The following is a 21,696-nucleotide window of genomic DNA, read 5'->3' on the forward strand; positions in this document are numbered from 1 at the left end:
ATAAAATTGAAATTCTTATAAATAAACAAAATGAGACCCACAATTATAATCATGGGTCTCATTCAGAACAATTTAAAATTGTATTTATGAATTAGTTTTATTCCTTATTTTCTTGAAAGAAAAGCAAATGAAACGTAAAGTTGTGCGCTTGACATATTTAATTTCACTTCTTGATTATTGCCATAGTCAAATTTTGGAGTTGCAGCCAAATAACGTAAACCTACACGAAATGCACTACCACTATCATAGTTAGTTATTTTCAAACCACCACTTATTGAGTAAGCAAATGCAGGTGCAGTAACTGATTCTGTTGTAGCAACAGGAATACCTACAGCTTGATAATCAACTTCTGGACTTCTAGCTATCATAAGTCCTCCTAATGCACGAAATTCGGGAGCTACTACTGGCGTGATAGGAAAAGAAAGTTCTATACCACCCATTAAGTTACCATATACCCAAGGTTGGGCATCTTCGATACCTCCAAGATTTATTCCACCAAAATTAACATCATTAGCTTCCTTGTTGTATGGATTGACTTGAGCATCTAACGAATAAGCAAGACCAATCAAAGGATTAAAATAATAAGCACCCTCAAAGCCCAGTCCTCCACCAAATTTAGCTACATCTTTGTAGTCCTCTCCAATAGGAAAGTTTCCATACAAAGTAAATGCTCCATAACTCACTGATTCTTCAGGTGTATCTTGAGCAAAAGAAGTAGATGTCGCTACGAAAAGTAAAGTAAAGGCTGCAAAGAGAGATTGAAATAGTTTGTTTGTCATAATAATAAAATGATTGAAAAGTTTAAAAAATGATTCATCTTGATTGAGTAGAAAAATAAAATCTAATGAGAAAATTATTTTTTACTAAACGAACACAATGATAACATTTTTTTTTAAATAAAGTTATGAACTAAGTGTTAAAAAAATGACTTACGGTCATAATTGATTTGTAAGTGGTTGATATTTAATGTTTTATGTGAAAAAATATTTTATATAAAAGCTTTTTGGTTTTTTAATTTTAATTGATGGGCTTCTATATGCTAGATAAATTCGGTTTTTTGCTAAACATAGTCTGTGTATATTTGGTATTGATTAAAATCTAAAACTAAAAAATCAACCCAATAAAAACACAATGAAAATCTACACTAAGACAGGCGATAAAGGAACAACTTCACTCATTAGTGGAAGGCGTGTATCAAAGGCAAATCTTAGAATTGAATCGTATGGAACTGTTGATGAATTAAATTCTTATATAGGAATGCTTCGTGACCAAAAAGAGCTTTCACACAGAAAAGATATTTTGATAGAAATTCAAGACCGACTATTTACTATTGGTTCATTGTTGGCTTCTGACCCAAAGAAAGTTTCTCATGTTGCTATTCCTCAAATAGATGAAACAGATATTACTGATTTGGAAGTAGCCATTGACGTGATGAATGAAGAGTTGCCTCCAATGACACATTTTATTCTGCCCGGTGGACACTCTGCTGTTTCATTTTGTCATTTGGCAAGAACTGTTTGTAGAAGAGCTGAAAGACGCTGTACGGAGCTACATAATGAAGAAGGCATAGAAGAAATTGTAATTCGTTATCTTAATAGGCTTTCCGATTATATTTTTGTTTTGTCAAGAATGACTTCTCATGAAGTAAAAGCTGATGAGATTGCTTGGAAACCGAGAGTTTAGAAGAATAATTATTTATTGTCTAGGTTATCATTCATATTAAAAACTGTATTTTAAACTGTTTGAAATATAGTTTATTTTAAATAGTACATTTTTTATACAAAAAACATGATACGATTGGCAACTCTAAAGGATGCAAGTTCTATTCATCAAATTCACACAAATGCAGCAAAAATAACTTGTTCAGCATTTTATTCTGAAAAACAAATCCAAAAATGGATAGAAAATAGAACTCCTAATGGCTACAAAGGAGGAATAAGTAAAAAAGAAATATATGTTTATGATATTGAAAACAAGGTAGTTGCTTTTTCTCATATCGTGAAAGGAGAAATTATCGCTCTTTTTGTAAATCCATCTTATCAGAAAAGAGGAATAGGAAAGGTTTTACTATCACATGGCTTCGAGATTGCAACTAAGGAAACTAACGTAGTAACTTTAGAGGCAACACCAAATGCTTTTCATTTTTATCAAAATTTTGGCTTTCAAAAGATTAGTAATAGCTATACAGTTAGAAACGGAATCAAATTAGAAGTGATAAATATGGAAATGAAAAGTAGAGAATAATAGACCTATAATTTATAATAAGGGATAGAAATTAAATGAATTGACACTTTCAATTGGCGTTGTTGCATTGACTGAAACGCTGGAAACGCACTTTTTGACTAAAAAAAATTAAAAAAGTACGTTTAGAGTAAACTGACCATTGCAACAATGTTTTTTCAATTCTATAATTAACTGCTGGTTAGAAATTTAAATTCGTAATTGTTTCTAGGCATATTCGAATATTATAAGTGTTGAGCTTACTTTAAAAAAAATCTATTATTTCTCCTTCTTTTTTTTTAGTTTTGATTATCTACATTCAAATCTCATTAAATATATTATTTTAGGTTATTTTTGAGGAAAATTGATAATTGTCTTTGTTAAAATCTATGAAACGTATTCTTATTTCATTATCTGATTCTGAAAAAGAGCAGAAAGAGGAAAAAATTCTTAAATGGCTAGAAGAGGAGAGCATCCAAACTGAAGTCCTAGAAGAGTATGTTCAAAATCAAACAGATGAAAAAGTAAAAAAGACAAGTAAAAAAATGCGTTTGGTAGCTGTGGTTTCCTTAGGTGTTATTTTAATTTTGGGAGGACTTGCATTTTTTCAGATGCTAGAAACAGACAAACAAAAGGAGCTTTTAAAAGAATCCCAAAAAGAATCAAAACTACATCGTCAAGTCGTTCAGCAGCTTCAAGATTCTATTATTGCCCGTGAAATGAGACATAAAGCCGTTATTAATCAATTACCAGATAGCGTAGTTAATGATGAGCAGTAAAATATTAAACGATAAGCAATCAAGTAAATATTTCATAATTTTCAATTTATAATTCATTCCTATGCTTATTTATTTAATTGGAATGCCAGCTTCTGGAAAATCTACCTTTGGAAAAATTATAGCTCAACAACTCAATTATAATTTCCTAGATTTGGATTCTTTTATCGAAGAAAAAAATAATTCTACCATCCCTCAAGTATTTGAATCTAAGGGAGAGGATTTTTTTAGAAAACTAGAACAACAAGCGCTTCAAACTACCTTTAAGTTAAAAAAAACGATTGTCGCAACAGGTGGAGGAACGCCCTGTTTTTTTGATAATTTGAGTAACATGAAAGAAAATGGAACAGTTTGTTTTCTGAATGTAGAAATCGATGTTTTAGTAGAACGGACTTTTCAAACTCAACAAAAACAGCAAGATAACCGTCCACTTTTTAAGGCAGCAAATTCTACCAAAGAGCTTCATAAATTAATTTCTCAAAAATGGAAGGAAAGAAAAGATTTTTATAAACAAGCACATTTTGAGATAGAAAATTCTGATAGTTATGAGGACAAATACGATTTGTTTTTTTCTAAATTACAAAGGATGTAAAAGTGTTTTGTATAAATGAATTATAAATCTTGAAAAACATAGCTTTATAGCTTACTTTTGTAATTCGTAAATATTTTGCGTAGTCGACAGTCCAACTCCGTTAAGGATGTTCCAACTGTTATGAATTATTGTACTTTTGATACTTGGAAAGTGTCAGCTACTTTTTTTAAAAATGAACAAAAACGAAAAAATACAAAGTCAGCAAATAGACTTTAAAAAGCAAAGTGGGCTTGTTCCTGTTGTTATTCAAGATAACAAAACAATGCGTGTTTTGATGCTTGGTTTTATGAATCAAGAAGCCTTTGAAAAAACACAAAAAGAAGGAAAAGTAACTTTTTTTAGCCGAACCAAAAACCGTCTTTGGACAAAAGGAGAAACTTCTGGAAACTTCTTGTATGTACAAAAGATACATTTAGATTGTGATAATGATACCCTTCTTATTTTTGTAAAGCCAGAAGGAGAAGTTTGTCATAAAGGAAATGATACTTGCTTTGGTGAAGAAAAAAATACAGCAAATATTAATTTCTTACAACACTTAGAAGATACCATTGAAAAAAGAAGTGAAGATACAGAAGAAAATGCAAGTTCTTATACCAACAAGCTTTTGAAAAGAGGTGTTCATAAAGTGGCTCAAAAGGTAGGCGAAGAAGCTGTTGAAGTAGTTATTGATGCGATGAGAGCAGATAAAGAAAGGTTCAAAGAAGAATGTGGCGATTTATTATATCACTTGCTCGTTTTGATGAAATCTCAAGATGTGAAAATAGATGAGGTAATGGAAGTATTGGAAAAAAGACATAAGTAAATAGTCACCAGTAAGTAGTTATTAGTAACCAGTTAAATACAGAATACAGTTTATTGAAAATTTTATTCTGTATTTTTTGAATTTCATTGAACTTTATGTACAAATTTACGTACAATAAAATGTACGTTTTATTAAATTTAAGTTATCAGAAAAATGAAAGTAATTACACTATCAGAACTTCGCAAAAACATGAAAAAGCATTTTGATGAAGTTACAGATTCTATGGAAACGATAGCTATTCCTAGAAGTAATAAAGAAGAAGAAGCTGTTATAATTATGTCTTTGAAAGAATATAACTCATTGAAAGAAACTAATTATTTATTATCTACTCAAACAAATAGAGATAGGTTGAATAAGTCTATTGAGCAAATGCAAACAGGAAAAGCAGTCAAATTCGATATTTAAACTTTGCCCAAAAACTAGAATAAAATGAATATTGAATTTACAACAATTGCTTGGGAGGATTTTTCATATTGGATAGAAAATGATATTTCTAAGGTAAATAGAGTAAAAGAGTTAGTGAAGTCTATAAAACAAACTCCTTTTCAAGGTATTGGAAAACCAGAGCCTTTAAGGTACAATTTGAAGGGATTTTGGTCAAGAAGAATAGATTCAGAACATAGATTAGTCTATACAATTACAGGAAAAAAAGGGATAGACCAAAAATGTACAGTTTTGCAATGTAGATTTCATTATGACAAATAAATACAGATATATAGTTTTTTGATAATTGTACTTAACTGGTAGCTGACTTTTACTCTCCATCTAATCTTTCATTTTCAGATTTAGCTACAAGTAAAGAAACTGTTGCATCTCCTGTAACATTAACAACCGTTCGGCACATGTCCAAAAGCCTATCTACGCCCAAGATAAGATTGATTCCATCAGAAGGAATTTTGGCTTGTTCCAAAACAATAACAAGCATCAAAATACCAGCTCCTGGTACGGCAGCAGCACCGACAGAAGCCAAAGTAGCTGTCAAGACGATTCCTAATTGTTGGACAATAGTCAAGTCCATTCCGTAAGCTTGTGCAATAAAAAGAGCAGCCACACCTTGATACAAACTTGTTCCGTCCATATTTACCGTCGCACCAACAGGCAGAACAAAACTTACAATTTCCTTTGGTACACCCAAAAATTTATTTACTCGTTCCATTGTAACAGGCAAAGTAGCAGCACTAGAACTAGTAGAGAAAGCTAATAGCTGGGCAGGGGCAATTCCTTGGAAAAATTGTAATGGATTATAACGAGCAAAAATCATCAAAACAAGAACATAAAAAACAACCATCAAAAATAGCCCTAAAACTACTGTGAGGCAATAAATACCAACTACTTTGAAAAGTTCTACTACTTTATTCAAATCTCCCTCTGCAAAATCTACAATCAGATAAGCAAGTAAGGCAAAGACACCATAAGGCGCAAAAAGCATCAGTATTTCTACTATTTTTATGACTAAATCATTGAGCGCATCAAATCCTTTTTTGATAATTTCGCCCTTTTTAAAATCAATCATTACTAGAGCAACTCCGAATAAAACAGCAAAAAATATTACCTGAAGCATATTCTGATTATTGGTAGCTGCTGCCACAACATTATCAGGAACAATATCAATAATGGGTTGTAGTGGGTTTGATTCTTTTACAGCTAATGCTTTTTCCTGACTAGCTTTGGTTTTGGCTTCATATTTTTGAGCAAATTCTTGTCTTTTTTCTTCTGAAAAAGCTTTACCAGGTTGAATAACATTTGCCAAGACAAGACCAATTGTGATTGCCACAACTGTTGTGACTAAATAAATTCCGATGGTACGAGTTCCCAAACGAGAGAGTTTGGAAATATCACTCATACTTGCAATTCCTTGAATAAGTGAAATAAAGACGAGTGGCATCGCAATCATTTTCAGAGAATTGACAAAAACCTTTCCCCAAGGCTGAATCCAATCAGCTACAAAGTTACTCCAACCCATCAAAACAGCACTTATTCCGAAAACGACACCCAGTATCATTCCAATAATAATTTGCCAATGTAGAGCGAGTTTAAAAGATTTTTTCATGAGTTGTTGTAATAATGTTTTAGGAAAATAATCTATCTGAAAATCAAATATAATTCAAATATAGTAGGGTTTCCATTAAACAACAAATGAAGTTTGTCTTGATTCAAGAAAATGATGTAAAGAACAGAAAGTTTCTAAAGTATAGTGTTAGGTACGAAGAAAATTAAGCAGCTATATCTTGATGTGTTTTTCTAAAATCTATAAAATAAGTTTCGACTGTACGAAAATCATTCTCATCAATATTCGTCTCTCCATACCATGCTTTTTCGTACCAAAGCGTAAGTTTTCTAAAACTAGTAGCAGATTCTTGTGATGATTTTTTGGCAAGTTCTGTAATATAAGCGTGGTTTGTTTTGTCTTTTTTCCAGTTGATAAGCTCTTTTTCGTACAACACTTTCAAAAGCCACAAATAATGGATACGAATCGCCATACGGAAATTCTTTTGTAATAATGCTTTTTCTAAAGCTTGTTCTAAATAGCCAAACTCTACTTTTTCTAAGTTTTCTTCTGTCAGAAATGCAGCTTGTTCTTCTTCTAGTTTTGTCTTTTTATTTCCAAACAACACACCTTTAGTAAAAAACCAAACTAAAGCTAAAGCAAGTAGAGCCACTACAAGACCAATAAGTACATATTTCAAACCTGCCAAAAAGCTCCAATCTATTGAAGGCCAATTAAAAGAAGAATCATTTGTACTTTCTTCTTTTTCTTGCTCTATTTCTTCAGCATATTTTATCCCATCTCTCAGTTCATTCCATTTTTTGTTATCAAACTCTTTTACTTTTATTTGCTTTTCTGTTGTTTTTTCATCTTGAGCATATGAAATTGAGGAATGCAAACTTATAGAAAAGGTAAGTAGAATTAGTAAAGAAAAAATAGTTTTTTTAAAAATAGTCTTCATAGGAACAATTACGAATTAAAGATTACGAATTACGAATTAAGCTTCTGATTACTAGTTAATTATATAATTAAAAGTGTCAATTTATTTAATTTCTACTCCATAGCATTATCAAAAAAGTATTGGTTATTTTATTTGTCTATCAAAAACAAAGTGAGTAAATATACAAAAAAATAGAAAGGTAATAATTATTTTGAAGGTCTTGATTCAATTTATTTTCTATCTTAGAAAAATTTTAGCTCTACTTTACCCTTTTTTCGATGCAACACGAACCTATCCGAACTTTATTTTCAAGAAATCATGACACTATTTTTCCAAAGTTAGGTGTTTTTTTGGCTGGAGCAACACCTTCTGAAGAAAACCTAAAAACAGGTTGGAGAAGAAAAGTAATTCAAAAACTAAAGGAAGACCAACGACTAAATCCAAGCATGATAGTTGTTTCGCCAGAGCCAGAAACAGGAAAATGGGCAGATATTGACAATAAAAACCCAAAAACAGAACTAGAAGCTGTTAGAGACAAGCAAATTACGTGGGAACTTCAATATTTACAGCTTTGTGATATTACAGCTTTTTGGTTACCAGCCTATTGGACAAAGGAGAAATCAGGTGTTTTTGATGCTAATATTGCACCTACAAGTCGTTTGGAGTTTGGTTATTTTTTGCAAGAATATATCAAAAATCCTCTAAAAAGAAAGTTTATTGTAGGAAGTCCAGAAGATGCAGACAGTATAAAATGGGCGAAGAAAATAGCTGATATTCACGGTATAAAATGGCATTTTCTGAAAACAGAAAACAAACAACAACTTGTTGCAGATTCTTTTATTGAAGAAATTGCTACCACACTTATTGCTAACAAATGGGAGTATTAGTGCGATACTGTTTCTCTTAAAACCTTATACTTTAAAGCAAAAAAAGCTATATAAATTAATATATAGCTTTTTTATTTTTGTGGAGCTGGTGGGAGTCGAACCCACGTCCAGATACGGTATTCATCGTGGTTTCTACATGTTTAGTTATCCTATTAATTGTCGGGAAAGAACTAGGCGATAACGTCCAAGGTTTTTCCGTATCAACTAAATTTTCGTCGCAGATGCCATTGAACTCATCATTGCTTCACTCTTACGGGGGTTGATGTCTATGTGTTTGCGTGGCAAACGGATGTTAGTGTCGGAAGAGTAAAGACACTAAGCAAAGACAATGGTTACTTAACTCCTAGAGTTAGGCAGCCATGGCGTAATTAGATTCGCCGATTGTTGTTTTGAGAAAAAATATATAAGGCTAGTTTTCTCAATAGCCTACATGCTTATACACGCAAAGACTCGTCCTGTCGAAACCAGTCAGCCCCAGTGTTTTACACTAATTAATTCTTCGTTCAAAAATTAATTGGGTTGCAAATATACAATTACAACTTCAAAGAACAAAAGAAAGTTCAAATAAATAAAAAATAAAATTAAGACACGTTTATAAAAAAACTTTGCTGGTAACGTTTTGATAATCTAAATGCAGACTTGCTTATTTTTCAACTTTGACAGCCTTCTCTAAAGGAAATGTCAAAGTTGAAAAATACTGTGGTTTGTCGGTTAAATATACTGTCAAGTCTAACTATTTACAATTCATAATTTCATTAGACAAGTTTCACTTTTCCCATTCCACCATCTACTCCTAGTATTTGTCCTGTTATCCAAGTGCTTTCATCGGATAATAAAAAGGCAGCAGCAGAAGCCAAATCTTCGGCTGTTCCGACTCTTCCTAGTGGATGACGTTTGTCAGACGCTTCTCTTTTATCATCTGTTGATAATAACGATTTTGCAAGTGGTGTATCTGTGAGTGATGGAGCAAGTACGTTTACTCTCGTTTTTTGTGAAGCCAATTCGGCAGCTAATGACTGCGCCAAACCTTCTACGGCAGATTTTGCTGTGGCGATACTCGCATGAAAATTCATTCCTACTTTTGAGGCAACTGTACTAAAAAGAACAATACTACTTGTATCTGCTTTCTTCAATGCTTTCAAACTATGCTGAATTACTTTTACTGCTCCAAGTACATTTACTTGCAAATCATTTTCAAAATCCTTCATTTTCAGACGTGCAAAAGGCTTTAAATTTATACTTCCTGCACAATACACCAATCCATGAAGCTCATCAGGAATTTGTAAATTATCAATTTCTCCTGTGATGTCCAGTTCTGTATGTGTAGAATTTATTCCCTCTGGCTTAGTGCGTGAAGCTGTAAAAAGTGTAGCACCTTGATTTTCAAGTTGTTTGGCAAGTGCGTGTCCGATTCCAGAACTTGCGCCAATGATTAATATATTTTTACCTTTAAAATTTGCGTTACTTCCGTTCATTGTCTATAAAAAAATAAGTTTGAAAAATGTGTTTTTTGTTTTTTATTGTAATCGAATGTTTTAGTAAATTGTTTTTTGGATAATTACAAAACACACACTATTTAGAAAAAAAATCACAAACAGACTTAAATTGTAATGAAAACACTACTAGATGAGTGTATTGAAGCACTAGAACCTAATGTAAAGGTTTTTGATCTTGAACTATCTCATGAAATAGTCAATAGAATGCCTGATAATTATCCATTTACAATATATGGCAGGATAGATTGGGGAAAAGTTGAAAAGAAACGAGCTATATCTAATAGCTTATTACCATCAATACTAGATATTTCTGATGAGGTTTATGTTATATGGGACGGTTCAACAAATAACGTTTTAAAAACAAAGATCGAAAATGTAATGAAAAATATAGATGATGTTTTAGCTGTCAGTTTTGATACATGGTTGATGCAGTTAGATGGCAATTATATTATAGAGTATCATCACAATGGTAACATTAATTTAGCTTTTAAATAAAAAAGTATTTTACTTTTTTTATGCTTACCAATAATTATTACAGCCTACTGCGTTCTTGTTGGTCTTCTAAAACCAAAGCACTAAAAAAAAGCCGTTGTTGTGTCTTTAATTTCGGTTTGCCGTTACGATGACTAACAACAAACATACCATCACACATCTACTTACTTTCTACAAAATCAAAAAAAATCAAATCAGAGAAAATAAATATTTTATTCAAATTTTGCTTGAATTTTATGCGTGTTTGAGTTGTTGGTGACCGTAACGGCAAGCCGAAGCTAAACACCAACAACGGCGTGGATAGTGTTATTAGTTCAAAATAATTTATTGAAAGGTAAATACAAATTTTGCTGTTGTCAATATCCTTACCGACGACTCATACATCAAAACCCTTTAATTTCTTAAAATTCAAATACACAAAAAAGCAAAGTATAATTTTTGAAGGAATTATAATGACTTTTCAATACCTTTGCAAAAAATGGGGGAAGATTAAAATTAATCTTCAAACAAATCAAATCAACATTCAATTATGAATATTCTAAATAAACAAAAACTTGTTATTATTGGCGCAACAGTAGGCGCAATTGTTGGCTTTTTCTATTGGAAAGAAGTCGGCTGCTTGACTGGAAGCTGTGCAATAAAATCAGTTTGGTACAATATGACAGCTTATGGACTCCTTATGGGAGGACTTTTTGGCTCAATTATTCAAGGACAATTTCAAAAGAAAAAGTAGCAGATAGCTTCCAAGCTATCATAAAATATAAGGATATTTATTTTCATTAACATTGAGGATAATTCTAAATTCTCAATTCTCAATTCTTAATTAGTATATGGCAATTATAGGACTTTTTTACGGAACAGATACAGGAAATACCGAAACGGTATCTATGCAAATTAGAGAAATGCTAGGCGAAGAGTTTGTCGATTTATATAATTTTGGTGAACACGATGCACAAGCAATTATTCCTTATGAATATTTGATTTTGGGTGCACCTACTTGGTACGATGGCGAACTTCAAAGCGACTGGGAAGAAATTTTACCAGAGTTTGAAAATATTGATTTTACAGGAAAAAAAATAGCTATTTTTGGTCTTGGTGACCAATGGGGCTATGGCGAGTGGTTTTGTGATGCCATCGGAATGATTGGCGAAGTTATCGAAAGCAAAGGAGGAGAGCTGGTCGGTTTTTGGTCTAAAGAAGGCTACGACTACGAAAACTCAAAAGGCGAAAGAGATAATATGTTTATGGGACTTGCCATAGATGAAGACAATCAGCCTGAAATGACTCAAGAACGCTTAAATGTCTGGCTTCCACAAATTTTACAAGAATTTGGACTAGAAGTAGAAACAGAGTAAATAAAGTTAGAAGTATGATTTTAGAAGTTAGATTCGAATTTCTACTACCTTAATCCTAAGATTTAGGAAACCATCTAAACTGACTTTTTTAACAAAGATTTTTCTTCTAATGTTATTATTTTCATTATTTTTAGGCGAGAGTAATCTACTTTCGCCTATTTTTTTGCTATTTCGTATCAAGTTTTTACAACCTTTTGCAATGTTTGGCATTTATATAACGTAAAGACTTTTAAACAGCCAAGGATATTTTACTTGTAGGTTAAAGGCTTGCCTTTGACTGTATTTATAATTTTTATGAAACAGAATTTTTTTTTATCTGCCTTATCACTTTTAGTTATCCTTTTTTTAGGATTTTCTAATACAACTTCTGCACAACAATTCCCAACTGACCAAGACCAGTTTGGGAAAAATCGTGTACAGTATCAAACCTTTGATTGGAAATATATCACTTCTGATAATTTTGAAATTTATTATTATGAAGGAGGATATGAAATGGCACTCTTGACGGCTCGTTATGCTGAATCTGATTTTGGTAGAATGACACAGTTTTTGGGTTTTGCGCCTTATAACAAAACTAAAATTTTTGTCTATCGCTCTATTGGCGAACTTCAACAGAGTAATATCGGAATCAATGATCAAGATTTTAATATTGGAGGACAAACCAATTTAGGTAAAAATGTCGTAGAAATTGCTTTTTCAGAGTATAGAGAAGCTTATCGAAAAGAATTATTGAAAGAAGTGGCAGCTTCATTGCTTTCTGAAATGATGTATGGAGGGAGTTTGAAAGAAACTTTACAGAGTTCATTTTTGCTTAGTTTGCCCGATTGGTTGATGTCTGGGGCAGCTGCTTATACGGCAGAAGGTTGGAATACAGAAATGGATAATTTTGTAAGAAGTAATCTAATGGCAAAGAAGTTTCCATATCCAGAGAGTTTTAGAGGGAAAAATGCCCAACTGGTAGGGCAGTCGCTGTGGAACTTTATTGTAGAAGAATATGGACAAACAACCGTTTCGAATATCTTAAATCTGACACGAATTGTAAGGAGTGAAAAGGAGGGTATTCAAGGAACTTTAGGAATTGATTATCAAACCTTTTTGAAAAGATGGGAAGCATTTTATCGAAATCAATATGAAGATATTAATAAGTATTCTACCTTTGAAAAAACGAATTTAATAGCTACTTCGGCAGAATCTCAATATATTCATCATCCTCGTTTTAGTCCTGATGGTAGATTTTTGGCGTATGCAGAAAATAATCAAGGGAAATTTAGAATTTATGTAGAGGATACGAAAAATACTTCTACAAAGAAGAAAAATAAGAAGTTTATAAAAGGAGGATTATTTGTAATCAATCAACGTTACGATGATAATTCGCCTTTGATGTCTTGGAAAAATAATAATGAATTAGGAGTTTTATCTTATTCAAAAAATAAATATTTTCTTAAAACCTATAATTTAGAAGGAAAGGAAACAAAAAGGTATCAAATAAAAACACTAGAAAACATTCAAAGTTTTAGTTTTGATAAGCAAGGAAGAAAAATTGTTTTGAGTGCAACTCAACGAGGCAAGTCAGATATTTTTATCTTCGATTTGGGTTCTAATCGTCTTTCTAAGATTACAGATGATAATAATGATGATATCGACCCTTATTTCCTTCAAGATAATAATCAGATTGTCTTTAGCTCTAATCGTACGAGTGATTCTCTAAAAACATCTCCATCTGTCGAACAGTCGTCTTATTTTAATTTATTTATTTATAATCCTGCTGAAAAACTGCTTTTAAAGCAACTGACCAATCAAAATAGTAGTGCCAAAAAGCCTATCGTTATTGATAAGAATCGTATTTTATATATTACCGAAGAGTTAGGTATTCGTCATTTGTTTTTATACACCTTTCCAAAAGAAGAAGGAAAAATGGGGGTAAATGCACAAATTTCTACATTCTTTGTTGATGTTGAAGATTATGATTATGATTTAAAATCAGAAAAACTAGCTTTTGTATCTCGTGAACAAGACCAACTAGAACTACTTACAACTACGCTACTACTAAAGCACGAAATATTTACAGGCAAAACATATAGAAGTCAGCTTTTAGATGCTCGTTTTCTCAAGAAACTACGAGAAGAAAACGAAAAAGAACAGCAAGAACAGCAGAAGGAAAAACAAGATAACTCAAATACAGACCTAGGAAAAGATAATTCTCAAACTTCCCCTTCTGACACAATAAAAACGAAAGAAAAGGATAAGTATGAATTTGACACCTATGGAAATAGTCAAGATGATAATGAGCCTACACGTAAAAAACGCCTATTGAAAGATTATGACTACTTTGCACAACGAGCAAAGAACAAACAAAGTAAGAAAATTACGGTCAGAGGGCCTTTAGAATATCACAATAAATTTGCTTTTGAAAGAAGTGTAACAACGATTGCGCTTGACCCACTTCGTAACTTTGGTATTCTTTTAGAAGTTGCGATGAGTGATGCTCTTGAAAATCATAAGTTAGAAGCAGGTTTGTTCAATCGTGGCTTTTTTGATATTCAGAGTGGAATGCTATTCGCCGAATACAAGTATTTAAAAAATAGAATTGATTATGGCGCACGTTTCGACAGGCAAGGTTATGAGCTTTTGACAGACTTTTTTATTCATAGATACTATTTGAGTAAGTTATCAGGAACAATTTCATATCCATTAAATGTAACAACACGAATAGTCTTGTCGCCTTTTATAGCACAAAAACAGTTTTTTGCTACAAGTGAGATAGACCCTGCCATACAGGCTTTTCCAGACAAAATTACTCGTTATGCAGGTTCAAGTTTGGAGTTTGTATTTGATAATAGCATTATCACAGGTCCTAACACACTAGAGGGTTCTAAGTTTAGAGCTACCATTGACCATTATCAAGGTCTGAATTATGGCAACGAAACATTTACCAATATTTCTATTGATGCTCGTCATTATATTCCATTGGGTAGAAAGGTAACTTTAGCTGCTCGTGTTGCTTATGGACAATCATTCGGAAATGCTCCTAAAACATTTAGGTTAGGTGGGGTTGATAACTGGGTGTTTCAACGACAACCAAATCCAGAAGAACTTTCTCAAGACGACCCTTTTTATCTAAATCCAGATATATATGATTCTTATCAGAATGATTACAGTGATTATTTATTTTTGCGTTATGCAACGCCTATGCGTGGATTTGATTACAATAAGCTTTCAGGAAGTAACTTTGTCTTGACAAATATAGAACTCCGTGTGCCTGTTGCACAGCTTTTATATAGAGGAACAATTCGCTCTACCTTCTTTCAAAACTTACAATTTATAGCCTTCAACGACATTGGTTCTGCGTGGACAGGAATTAGTCCTTTTAATAGAGAAAATGCACTCAATACTGTAGAAATTGGAGGACAAGCTGGAACACCTTTTTATGCAAAAGTATCTAATTTTAAAGACCCTTTCTTATGGGGTTACGGAATTGGAGTACGCAGCAAAATCTTTAATTACTTTACTCGCTTTGATACAGCGTGGGGTGTAGAAGATGATGTAACAGGAAGAGCAAAATTCTATTTAAGTATCGGGTATGATTTTTAAATAAGATATTTCCAACATTTATCGAAAATATGATTGAAATTGATAAGAAAATATATTTTTCATTTTCTGTAGATAAATACTTTTACTTGGATTCTATTCAAGAATCAATTAATGAGATTACAAAAGAAGAATACTGTGAGATTATATTTGGTAGTTATAACTTTAACTTATACAAACTATTAGGCTATGCCTACTGTATTACACCAAATAAAATAATTGCTGCATTCTACCAGCAAAATGATTTGAAGGTTTTTGATAAAAAAGGAGTTTTGATAGAAGTAAAAAAAGATTTTTTTGAAGGCTTTACTCCTTATCAAATTCAATTAGATGACTCTACAGAAAATTTGTGGATAGCAACAGGGGCAGGGCAGGTTGTTCTTTGTAAAAATATAAATACAGGTGCTACTATATTTGAGTTGGGTATTCCTTATGAGGAATATAGTCCATTGAGTTTTCCAGAAGAAATTAATATAGTTGAAAATAAACTTTATATCGCTGAAATGGGTAATAGATGTGTTTCTATTCTTGATTTAATCACTAAAAAACTAACTATTTATTCAAAATTTAATGAACCTGTTTGGGGTTTTTCTAAGTTTTTAACTCACGAAATAATACAGTTAGACTCTGGGGTTTATTATAGAAGAAGTAATTCAAAAATAGACCTTCATAAAATTACAACCTAAAGAATTACAGGTTTTCAAATTTTAAAACTATGCAAAAATATCTCTTATTTTTTATTATTTTCTCTCTCTTTAGTTGTAAGAAGGAAGAAGTTGTACAGATAGAAGAACTTAAAAATCCTCTTTATGAGCAGTTAGTTGGAAACTATTATACTTCCAGTATTCTTATAGAGGAAACTATAGACGTAAATGGCGATGGAGTATTTTCGAATAATATATTGAGTGAATTTGGAGAACGACTTAACTCATCTAAGAATAGGTTAGAAATTAAATCAAATAAACTTTTAGAAAAAGAGTTATTATTCATTAATTTTCCTTCACTTGACCCACAGACTTTTACTCTTGATGCTTTTATTACGAGTTCAATTTTATTAGGAAGTGAGTATTTGATAAAAGATAATTTTCTTATTGTAGAGAATGAAGAAATAATTTCTATTGAACTCATAGACCTTAATACATTAGAAGTAAAAGGAAAAATGCAGTATCTCACTTATGAAGAAACGAAGCAAATCACTTTTACAGCTCTTTACGAAAAAAGATAGATAAATCAATCTTAAAACTTATAATTCGTAGTTAAATTCTACCAATCCTCGTTTTCATTCTCTTTGATTTCTTCTTCTATATTTTTCATTTTTTCATTTTCTAACTCTTCTTTACTTTTTTCATTTTCTTTGTTTGGGTTAGCCAACATCATATCTTTTTTGAATAATTTGAATTCTACCCTACGATTTACACGCTTGTCTTCTTCTGTTATTTCTGGAAAAACTAATGGTTTTTCAGAACCTAACCCAAACGCTTTTATTCTGTTAGTTTCTAACCTTCCATAAGATAAAATATAATTTCTAATAGATTCGGCTCTTTTGAGGGAGAGTTCTTTATTTATGCTTTTATTTCCATCGCTATCTGTATGACCAAAAATATCTAAATTAAAATCTGGATGTTCTACCAAAAAATCAATAATTAGGTGCAAATCATTTTCCATTTTTGGTAAAATACCTGCGCTATTTGGCGCAAATTCAATAGACTTAAATTGTATTGTTTCTATTTGCTGTGCTGGAGAAGAAGCCATTTTTTGCCTAACTCCCTGAACTTCTACTTCTCTATATGTATCGCCATTTACTTCGAAAAGTTCTTCCAAACGAAAGAAATTTTCTCCACTTACAATAAGTAAGTATTTCTTTTTATCAATCAGTTCGAACTCAAAATTACCCTCTTCATCAATGTATTTTGGAGCAATCGGAATCTTGTCAGCAATATCATAGACTACAACCACACCACCAAAAACCTCCCCTGTTTGATTTTCCTTGACCTTTCCTGAAAAACGAACAATTGCTTTCGGCTGGGCTTCCATAGGAAGAGGAAAAGAATACAAATCAGAGTTGGTATAAGGGTCTTGAACAACTGGCTCGTTTCGCATCAAACGAACCTCTTTTTCGGCTCGTGCATAATACAAAAGACGTGCAGAAGCATCAATGGTAAAATAATATTCACTACTTTTTGTATTTACAAAAGGGCCTAAGTTTTTTGGTTCGCACCACGTATCACGACTTGTCTTATAAGACTTGAAAATATCATAACTTCCAAAAGAAAATAGATGACCATTCGAACTAAAATATAAGATATTATCGCTAGGGTGTAAGAATGGACTTAGCTCATTGGCTTGTGTATTAATAATAGGACCTATGTTTTGAGCAACTGACCAACGTTTTCGACCTTGACGAACTGTAAAATAAATATCTGTTCCTCCAAAACCTGTTTTTCTATCCGAAGCAAAGAAAAGTGTATCTCCTGTTACCGAAAAACTGGGGTGAGAATCCCATGTAGTAGAATTTACTGATGTACCAAAATTTTGAACCTCATCCCAAATTCCATCTCCCTCATTCCATTTAGCAAGATACAAATCACAATCCCCAAAACCATCAGGCGCATCACAACGAGAAAAAGCCATATATTTTCCGTCTCTACTGATACAAGGTGAACCTTCATTATAACGAGTATTTAATCCCTTCAAAGGTAACGGATAATCCCAACCAAACTCTCCTAAACGAACCGATTTATAAATATTCTCATCAAACTTATCAGCAGGTAAATACTTACGAACAGGGTCATTTATAGTGTCCATCAAAAGTCTTTTTGAAGTAAAATAAATGATAGAGTCTGTCTGACCAATCGCCAAACCATATTCTTCATACGGCGAATTTATTTCTTCTCCCATACTTGTTCCCATTTGATCAGGTGGACGCAGCGTATCAACTAATTGCCATTTATCAATAAGGTCATAATAATATTTTAAAGGAACGTAGTCAGGTTTTTCAGAAGGAGAAGCCAACGAATCAAAAGCCAACTGACTTTTCACGGCTGAACCTCTATGATGTTTTAAAAGCAAACGGTAGAGTTCTAAAGCTAAAGGTTGATTTCCTGTTTTTTCGGCTGCTTGTGCGTACGCCCAAATCAAATCCAAATCCTTTTTGAAGTTATCTATACCAAAATAGCGAATATAGGTATCTAATGCTTTTTTGAGTTCTGATAACTTTTTATCATCTCCTTTATTTATTTGATCTTGTAAATTATTAATTACTTTTAACTGGCGAGGGTCGTAATAATATCTGTAATTTTCAATATTCAAAAATGTAATTTGTGGACAATAAACTGCTCCTGATTTATTGATAGGGCGAAACTCTTCTAGCTGTATATTATTTTTATTTTTTCTTCGCTGTCCTTGAGCATAAAAAGAAGTGCTAAAATATAGACATAACAAAACAACATAACCAAACAGGCAAGTCGTTGATTTAATATTTTTAAAAGTAAACTGTATCATATATTTAGTTATCAATATCTTTATTTTTTTCTTAAATCTGAAATTCTTATTTTTCTTATATTTATACACTACAAAGTAGCCAAAAAGTATGCAATTTATAGAAATCAAGTGTTTGATTTTAGATTTATTCTACAAAAATTAACTTTTTGGCTGCCAACTCTTATCTTGAAAAGATAAACTTTGACTATCTTTTAGCTTTATTTATAACAGAACGATAAAATTTTCTGAATACTATAAATTAATTATCATAAAAAGCATGAACGAGCAATTTTTACATTATATATGGAAATTTCAATATTTTGATAAGAGTAATCTATTGACAGAAGAAGGAGAAGAACTACAAATCATTTCAGCAGGAATTCATAATCACGATGCAGGAGCAGATTTTGAAGATGCTATTTTGAAGATAGGAAGCAAAGCAAAAAATACACAATGGCAAGGAACAATAGAAATCGATACCTATGGATTTAATTGGGAAAGTCATCATCATGCTACCAATGAAGCCTACGAAAATGTGATTTTACACGTTGTATGGAAGAATCCGAAAGAGGTTTTTACAAAAAAAGGTTCAAAAATTCCTGTTTTGGTGTTAGAAAACAGAATTGATGAGCGTTTGTGGCTGACATATCAAGAGTTTTTGAGAAACGAACACAAAATTCCATGTCAAGGTTATTGGGAGGAAGAAAATAAAGATAATGATAAGATAGAATTAATTCCATCTTTTGAAAAAATGATGAACCGAACACTTAGTGAGCGATTGATTCGTAAATCTAGGCACGTACTTTCACTTTTAGAACGTAATGGTTATGATTGGGAGGAAACAAGTTATCAAATTTTGTTAGAGCATTTTGGTTTCAAAAAAAATAATGCGCCCTTCCTACAACTTGCAAAAGAATTGCCTTTCAAAATCATTAAGAAGCATTCAAATCAAATCTTTCAAATAGAAGCTCTTTTTTATGGAATGGCAGGATTTTTAACAACGGAAAATGAAAAATTGATAATTGATAATTTTTCAAATGCAAAAAGCTATGATACTCAAAGTGAAGTAGATGTAGAACTAGAAAGTGATATTGAAGAAGAAAAACGTTATTTTCAAAATCTACAAAGAGAATTTCGTTTTTTATCACATAAATATTCTTTGCAAGGCAAGGAAGTCAATTCAGTGCAATGGAAGTTTTTAAGGTTGCGACCTTCTAACTTTCCGACTGTTCGAATAGCACAGGTTATTGGACTTTTATCGCAGCAAAATCATTTATTTTCTGTTATATTAAATGCCACAAAATTAAAAGATTTTTATAGTTTTTTTGAAACTGATTTGCCTTCTTATTGGAAAACGCATTACCATTTTGCCAAGAAAAATAAGGAAGGGAGCTTAAATTCTAACTTAGGTAAAGATGCACAGCAGAATTTGATTATTAATGTAGTTGTTCCTATTCGGATAGCGCATAGTCTGTACAGACAAAAAGAGGATAATTTAGCAAAAAAATGGCTCAACGAACTTAAAGCAGAGAAAAATAATATTATAAAACTCTACAAACCTTTAGAGAAAACAAAAGATTCTGATTTCAAGATAAAAACGGCTGCTCAATCACAATCTTTATTAGAGTTGTATAGTCAATATTGTAACCCCAAAAAATGTCTTTCCTGTGAAGTGGGACGAGAAGTTTTAAATCAATAAGGTCTTGAAAAAATTAGTAGCTTTGTATATCATTTCATTCGTAATTTTTATTCCATAATTAGTAATTTGTATATGCTTTCATCTCGCCAACTTTTCCTAAATCATGTCGCTCAAACATCTCCTTTTCCTCTTGCTTTAGAAGTTCATAATGCAAAAGGAATTTATATGTTTGGTAGTAAAAATAGAAAGTGGATTGATATTATTTCAGGAATTGGAGTGAGTAATGTAGGACATCGCCACCCAAAAGTAATAAAGGCTATTCAGAGGCAGCTTCGAAAATATATGCACTTGATGGTCTATGGAGAGTTTATACAAACACCACAAGTTCAACTCGCTACGGCACTTTCAGAAACTTTCAAGACTACTTTAGGACAAGATTTTTTAGATAAGAATCTATATAATGATGAGGAAAATAATAATACAGAAGTGGCTCAAAATGCTACCTATTTTGTAAACTCTGGGAGTGAAGCTGTTGAGGGAGCAATAAAATTAGCCAAACGATTTACAGGAAGAACACAATTAATAGGTTGCCATAATGCTTATCATGGTTCTACACACGCAGCACTTTCATTAGGGACAAGTGAGCAATGGAAAGAACCTTTTTTACCATTGCTTCCTAATATTGACCATATTTGTTTTGATAGTTTGCCTTGTCTTTCTAAAATAACAGAAAAAACAGCAGCTGTAATTATTGAAACCGTACAAGGAGAAGCAGGAGTCAGAATCCCCAAAAAATCGTTTTTACAAGCACTTAGAAAAAAATGTAGCGAAACAGGAACGGTCTTAATTTGTGATGAAATCCAGTGTGGTTTTGGTAGAACAGGTAAACTTTGGGCTTTCGAACATTTTGATATAACTCCTGACATTGTAGTGGCTGCAAAAGGAATGGGAGGAGGAATGCCCATTGGTGCTTTTATGGCTTCCAAACAAATGATGGCGTGTCTTTCTGATAATCCAATTTTGGGACATATCTCTACTTTTGGTGGACATCCTGTGAGCTGTGTCGCTTCTCTAGCAACACTCAAAGTAATTCAAGAAGAAAAATTATTAGAAAATGTAGAAGAAAAACACGAATTATTTAGGCAACTATTAAATCCAGAAACTACAAAAGCAATAAAAGAATTTCGTGGTATCGGTTTGATGTTAGCTGTAAAGTTTGAGAGTTTTGAGTTCTTACAAAAAGTGATTGCTCATTGCTTAGATTTGGGTTTGCTTTCTGATTGGTTTTTGTATTGTGATAATTCTATGCGAATTGCTCCTCCTCTTATCATTACCAAAAAAGAAATAAAAAAAGCGTGCAAAATTATTTTGGAAGCTATTCGTCTAGCAGAAGAAGATGAAATTTAATACTATAAATTATGAACTCTAATTACCAAATTAGA

General features: G+C 32.1%; 21 protein-coding genes and 1 other RNA gene. 16 read left to right on the top strand and 6 right to left on the bottom strand.

From position 1 onward, the window contains the following. Positions 1-104: 104 nt before the first annotated feature. A complete protein-coding gene (locus WAF17_RS00240; RefSeq protein ID WP_338764756.1) occupies positions 105-779 on the bottom strand; it encodes a hypothetical protein in 675 nt (224 codons plus the stop codon). A gap of 352 nt (positions 780-1,131) precedes the next feature. Between WAF17_RS00240 and WAF17_RS00245 the strand changes: the two genes are divergently transcribed. The 7 genes from WAF17_RS00245 to WAF17_RS00275 all read left to right on the top strand — a co-directional run bounded on the left by WAF17_RS00245 (position 1,132) and on the right by WAF17_RS00275 (position 5,095). Next, entirely contained in the window at positions 1,132-1,683 is a 552-nt protein-coding gene (locus WAF17_RS00245) for a cob(I)yrinic acid a,c-diamide adenosyltransferase (RefSeq protein WP_338764759.1), read from the top strand. A 114-nt stretch (positions 1,684-1,797) separates the two neighbouring features. Further along, a complete protein-coding gene (locus WAF17_RS00250) occupies positions 1,798-2,244 on the top strand; it encodes a GNAT family N-acetyltransferase (RefSeq protein WP_338764761.1) in 447 nt (148 codons plus the stop codon). Between the two features lie 365 nt (positions 2,245-2,609). Continuing rightward, positions 2,610-2,999: a hypothetical protein gene (locus tag WAF17_RS00255; RefSeq protein ID WP_338764763.1), complete on the top strand. Its 390-nt coding sequence runs from the start codon at positions 2,610-2,612 to the stop codon at positions 2,997-2,999. 61 nt (positions 3,000-3,060) lie between these two features. Continuing rightward, positions 3,061-3,588 (top strand): shikimate kinase, encoded by a 528-nt coding sequence (locus WAF17_RS00260; protein ID WP_338764765.1) that lies wholly within the window; start codon positions 3,061-3,063, stop codon positions 3,586-3,588. Between the two features lie 172 nt (positions 3,589-3,760). Then, complete coding sequence (hisIE, locus tag WAF17_RS00265; RefSeq protein WP_338764768.1) at positions 3,761-4,390, top strand: bifunctional phosphoribosyl-AMP cyclohydrolase/phosphoribosyl-ATP diphosphatase HisIE; 630 nt, start codon at positions 3,761-3,763, stop codon at positions 4,388-4,390. A gap of 153 nt (positions 4,391-4,543) precedes the next feature. Continuing rightward, positions 4,544-4,795: a type II toxin-antitoxin system Phd/YefM family antitoxin gene (locus WAF17_RS00270; protein WP_338764771.1), complete on the top strand. Its 252-nt coding sequence runs from the start codon at positions 4,544-4,546 to the stop codon at positions 4,793-4,795. A 24-nt stretch (positions 4,796-4,819) separates the two neighbouring features. Continuing rightward, a complete protein-coding gene (locus WAF17_RS00275; protein ID WP_338764773.1) occupies positions 4,820-5,095 on the top strand; it encodes a Txe/YoeB family addiction module toxin in 276 nt (91 codons plus the stop codon). 49 nt (positions 5,096-5,144) lie between these two features. Here the strand turns inward: WAF17_RS00275 and WAF17_RS00280 are convergent, their stop codons facing one another. Both WAF17_RS00280 and WAF17_RS00285 read right to left on the bottom strand, forming a co-directional pair. Continuing rightward, positions 5,145-6,440 (bottom strand): dicarboxylate/amino acid:cation symporter, encoded by a 1,296-nt coding sequence (locus tag WAF17_RS00280; RefSeq protein ID WP_338764776.1) that lies wholly within the window; start codon positions 6,438-6,440, stop codon positions 5,145-5,147. Positions 6,441-6,603: 163 nt separating this feature from the next. Further along, positions 6,604-7,338, bottom strand: a complete 735-nt coding sequence (locus WAF17_RS00285; RefSeq protein WP_338764778.1) for a DUF4129 domain-containing protein — start codon at positions 7,336-7,338, stop codon at positions 6,604-6,606. Positions 7,339-7,595: 257 nt separating this feature from the next. Here WAF17_RS00285 and WAF17_RS00290 point away from each other — a divergent pair, with 257 nt between their 5' ends. Beyond that, entirely contained in the window at positions 7,596-8,204 is a 609-nt protein-coding gene (locus WAF17_RS00290) for a nucleoside 2-deoxyribosyltransferase domain-containing protein (protein WP_338764781.1), read from the top strand. Between the two features lie 77 nt (positions 8,205-8,281). Here WAF17_RS00290 and ssrA read toward each other — a convergent pair. Further along, positions 8,282-8,680, bottom strand: a transfer-messenger RNA (tmRNA) gene (gene ssrA, locus WAF17_RS00295). 279 nt (positions 8,681-8,959) lie between these two features. After that, a complete protein-coding gene (locus WAF17_RS00300; protein WP_338764783.1) occupies positions 8,960-9,679 on the bottom strand; it encodes an SDR family oxidoreductase in 720 nt (239 codons plus the stop codon). A 135-nt stretch (positions 9,680-9,814) separates the two neighbouring features. Between WAF17_RS00300 and WAF17_RS00305 the strand changes: the two genes are divergently transcribed. The 6 genes from WAF17_RS00305 (at position 9,815) to WAF17_RS00330 (ending at position 16,360) form a co-directional block, all read left to right on the top strand. After that, entirely contained in the window at positions 9,815-10,195 is a 381-nt protein-coding gene (locus WAF17_RS00305; RefSeq protein ID WP_338764786.1) for a hypothetical protein, read from the top strand. Between the two features lie 526 nt (positions 10,196-10,721). Next, positions 10,722-10,925: a DUF6132 family protein gene (locus WAF17_RS00310; protein ID WP_338764788.1), complete on the top strand. Its 204-nt coding sequence runs from the start codon at positions 10,722-10,724 to the stop codon at positions 10,923-10,925. 97 nt (positions 10,926-11,022) lie between these two features. Beyond that, positions 11,023-11,547 carry a flavodoxin gene (locus WAF17_RS00315; protein WP_338764791.1) on the top strand — a complete coding sequence of 175 codons (525 nt, stop codon included), beginning with the start codon at positions 11,023-11,025 and terminating at the stop codon, positions 11,545-11,547. Positions 11,548-11,841: 294 nt separating this feature from the next. Beyond that, positions 11,842-15,138, top strand: a complete 3,297-nt coding sequence (locus WAF17_RS00320) for a hypothetical protein (protein ID WP_338764794.1) — start codon at positions 11,842-11,844, stop codon at positions 15,136-15,138. Positions 15,139-15,167: 29 nt separating this feature from the next. Continuing rightward, positions 15,168-15,821 carry a hypothetical protein gene (locus WAF17_RS00325; RefSeq protein WP_338764797.1) on the top strand — a complete coding sequence of 218 codons (654 nt, stop codon included), beginning with the start codon at positions 15,168-15,170 and terminating at the stop codon, positions 15,819-15,821. A gap of 29 nt (positions 15,822-15,850) precedes the next feature. Next, positions 15,851-16,360, top strand: coding sequence for a hypothetical protein (locus WAF17_RS00330; RefSeq protein WP_338764799.1), 510 nt, complete (start codon positions 15,851-15,853; stop codon positions 16,358-16,360). A gap of 38 nt (positions 16,361-16,398) precedes the next feature. On the opposite strand, the gene WAF17_RS00335 is transcribed toward WAF17_RS00330, so the two are convergent. Continuing rightward, the gene (locus tag WAF17_RS00335; RefSeq protein WP_338764802.1) at positions 16,399-18,636 is read right to left on the bottom strand and encodes an OmpA family protein; all 2,238 of its coding nucleotides are present in this window, start codon (positions 18,634-18,636) and stop codon (positions 16,399-16,401) included. Between the two features lie 256 nt (positions 18,637-18,892). On the opposite strand from WAF17_RS00335, the gene WAF17_RS00340 reads away from it, so the two are divergent. Continuing rightward, positions 18,893-20,314: a DUF2851 family protein gene (locus WAF17_RS00340; RefSeq protein WP_338764805.1), complete on the top strand. Its 1,422-nt coding sequence runs from the start codon at positions 18,893-18,895 to the stop codon at positions 20,312-20,314. 72 nt (positions 20,315-20,386) lie between these two features. Beyond that, positions 20,387-21,661 (top strand): aspartate aminotransferase family protein, encoded by a 1,275-nt coding sequence (locus WAF17_RS00345; RefSeq protein ID WP_338764808.1) that lies wholly within the window; start codon positions 20,387-20,389, stop codon positions 21,659-21,661. Positions 21,662-21,696 lie beyond the last annotated feature (35 nt).

It is taken from the genome of Bernardetia sp. ABR2-2B (assembly GCF_037126435.1).
Lineage (GTDB): Bacteria > Bacteroidota > Bacteroidia > Cytophagales > Bernardetiaceae > Bernardetia.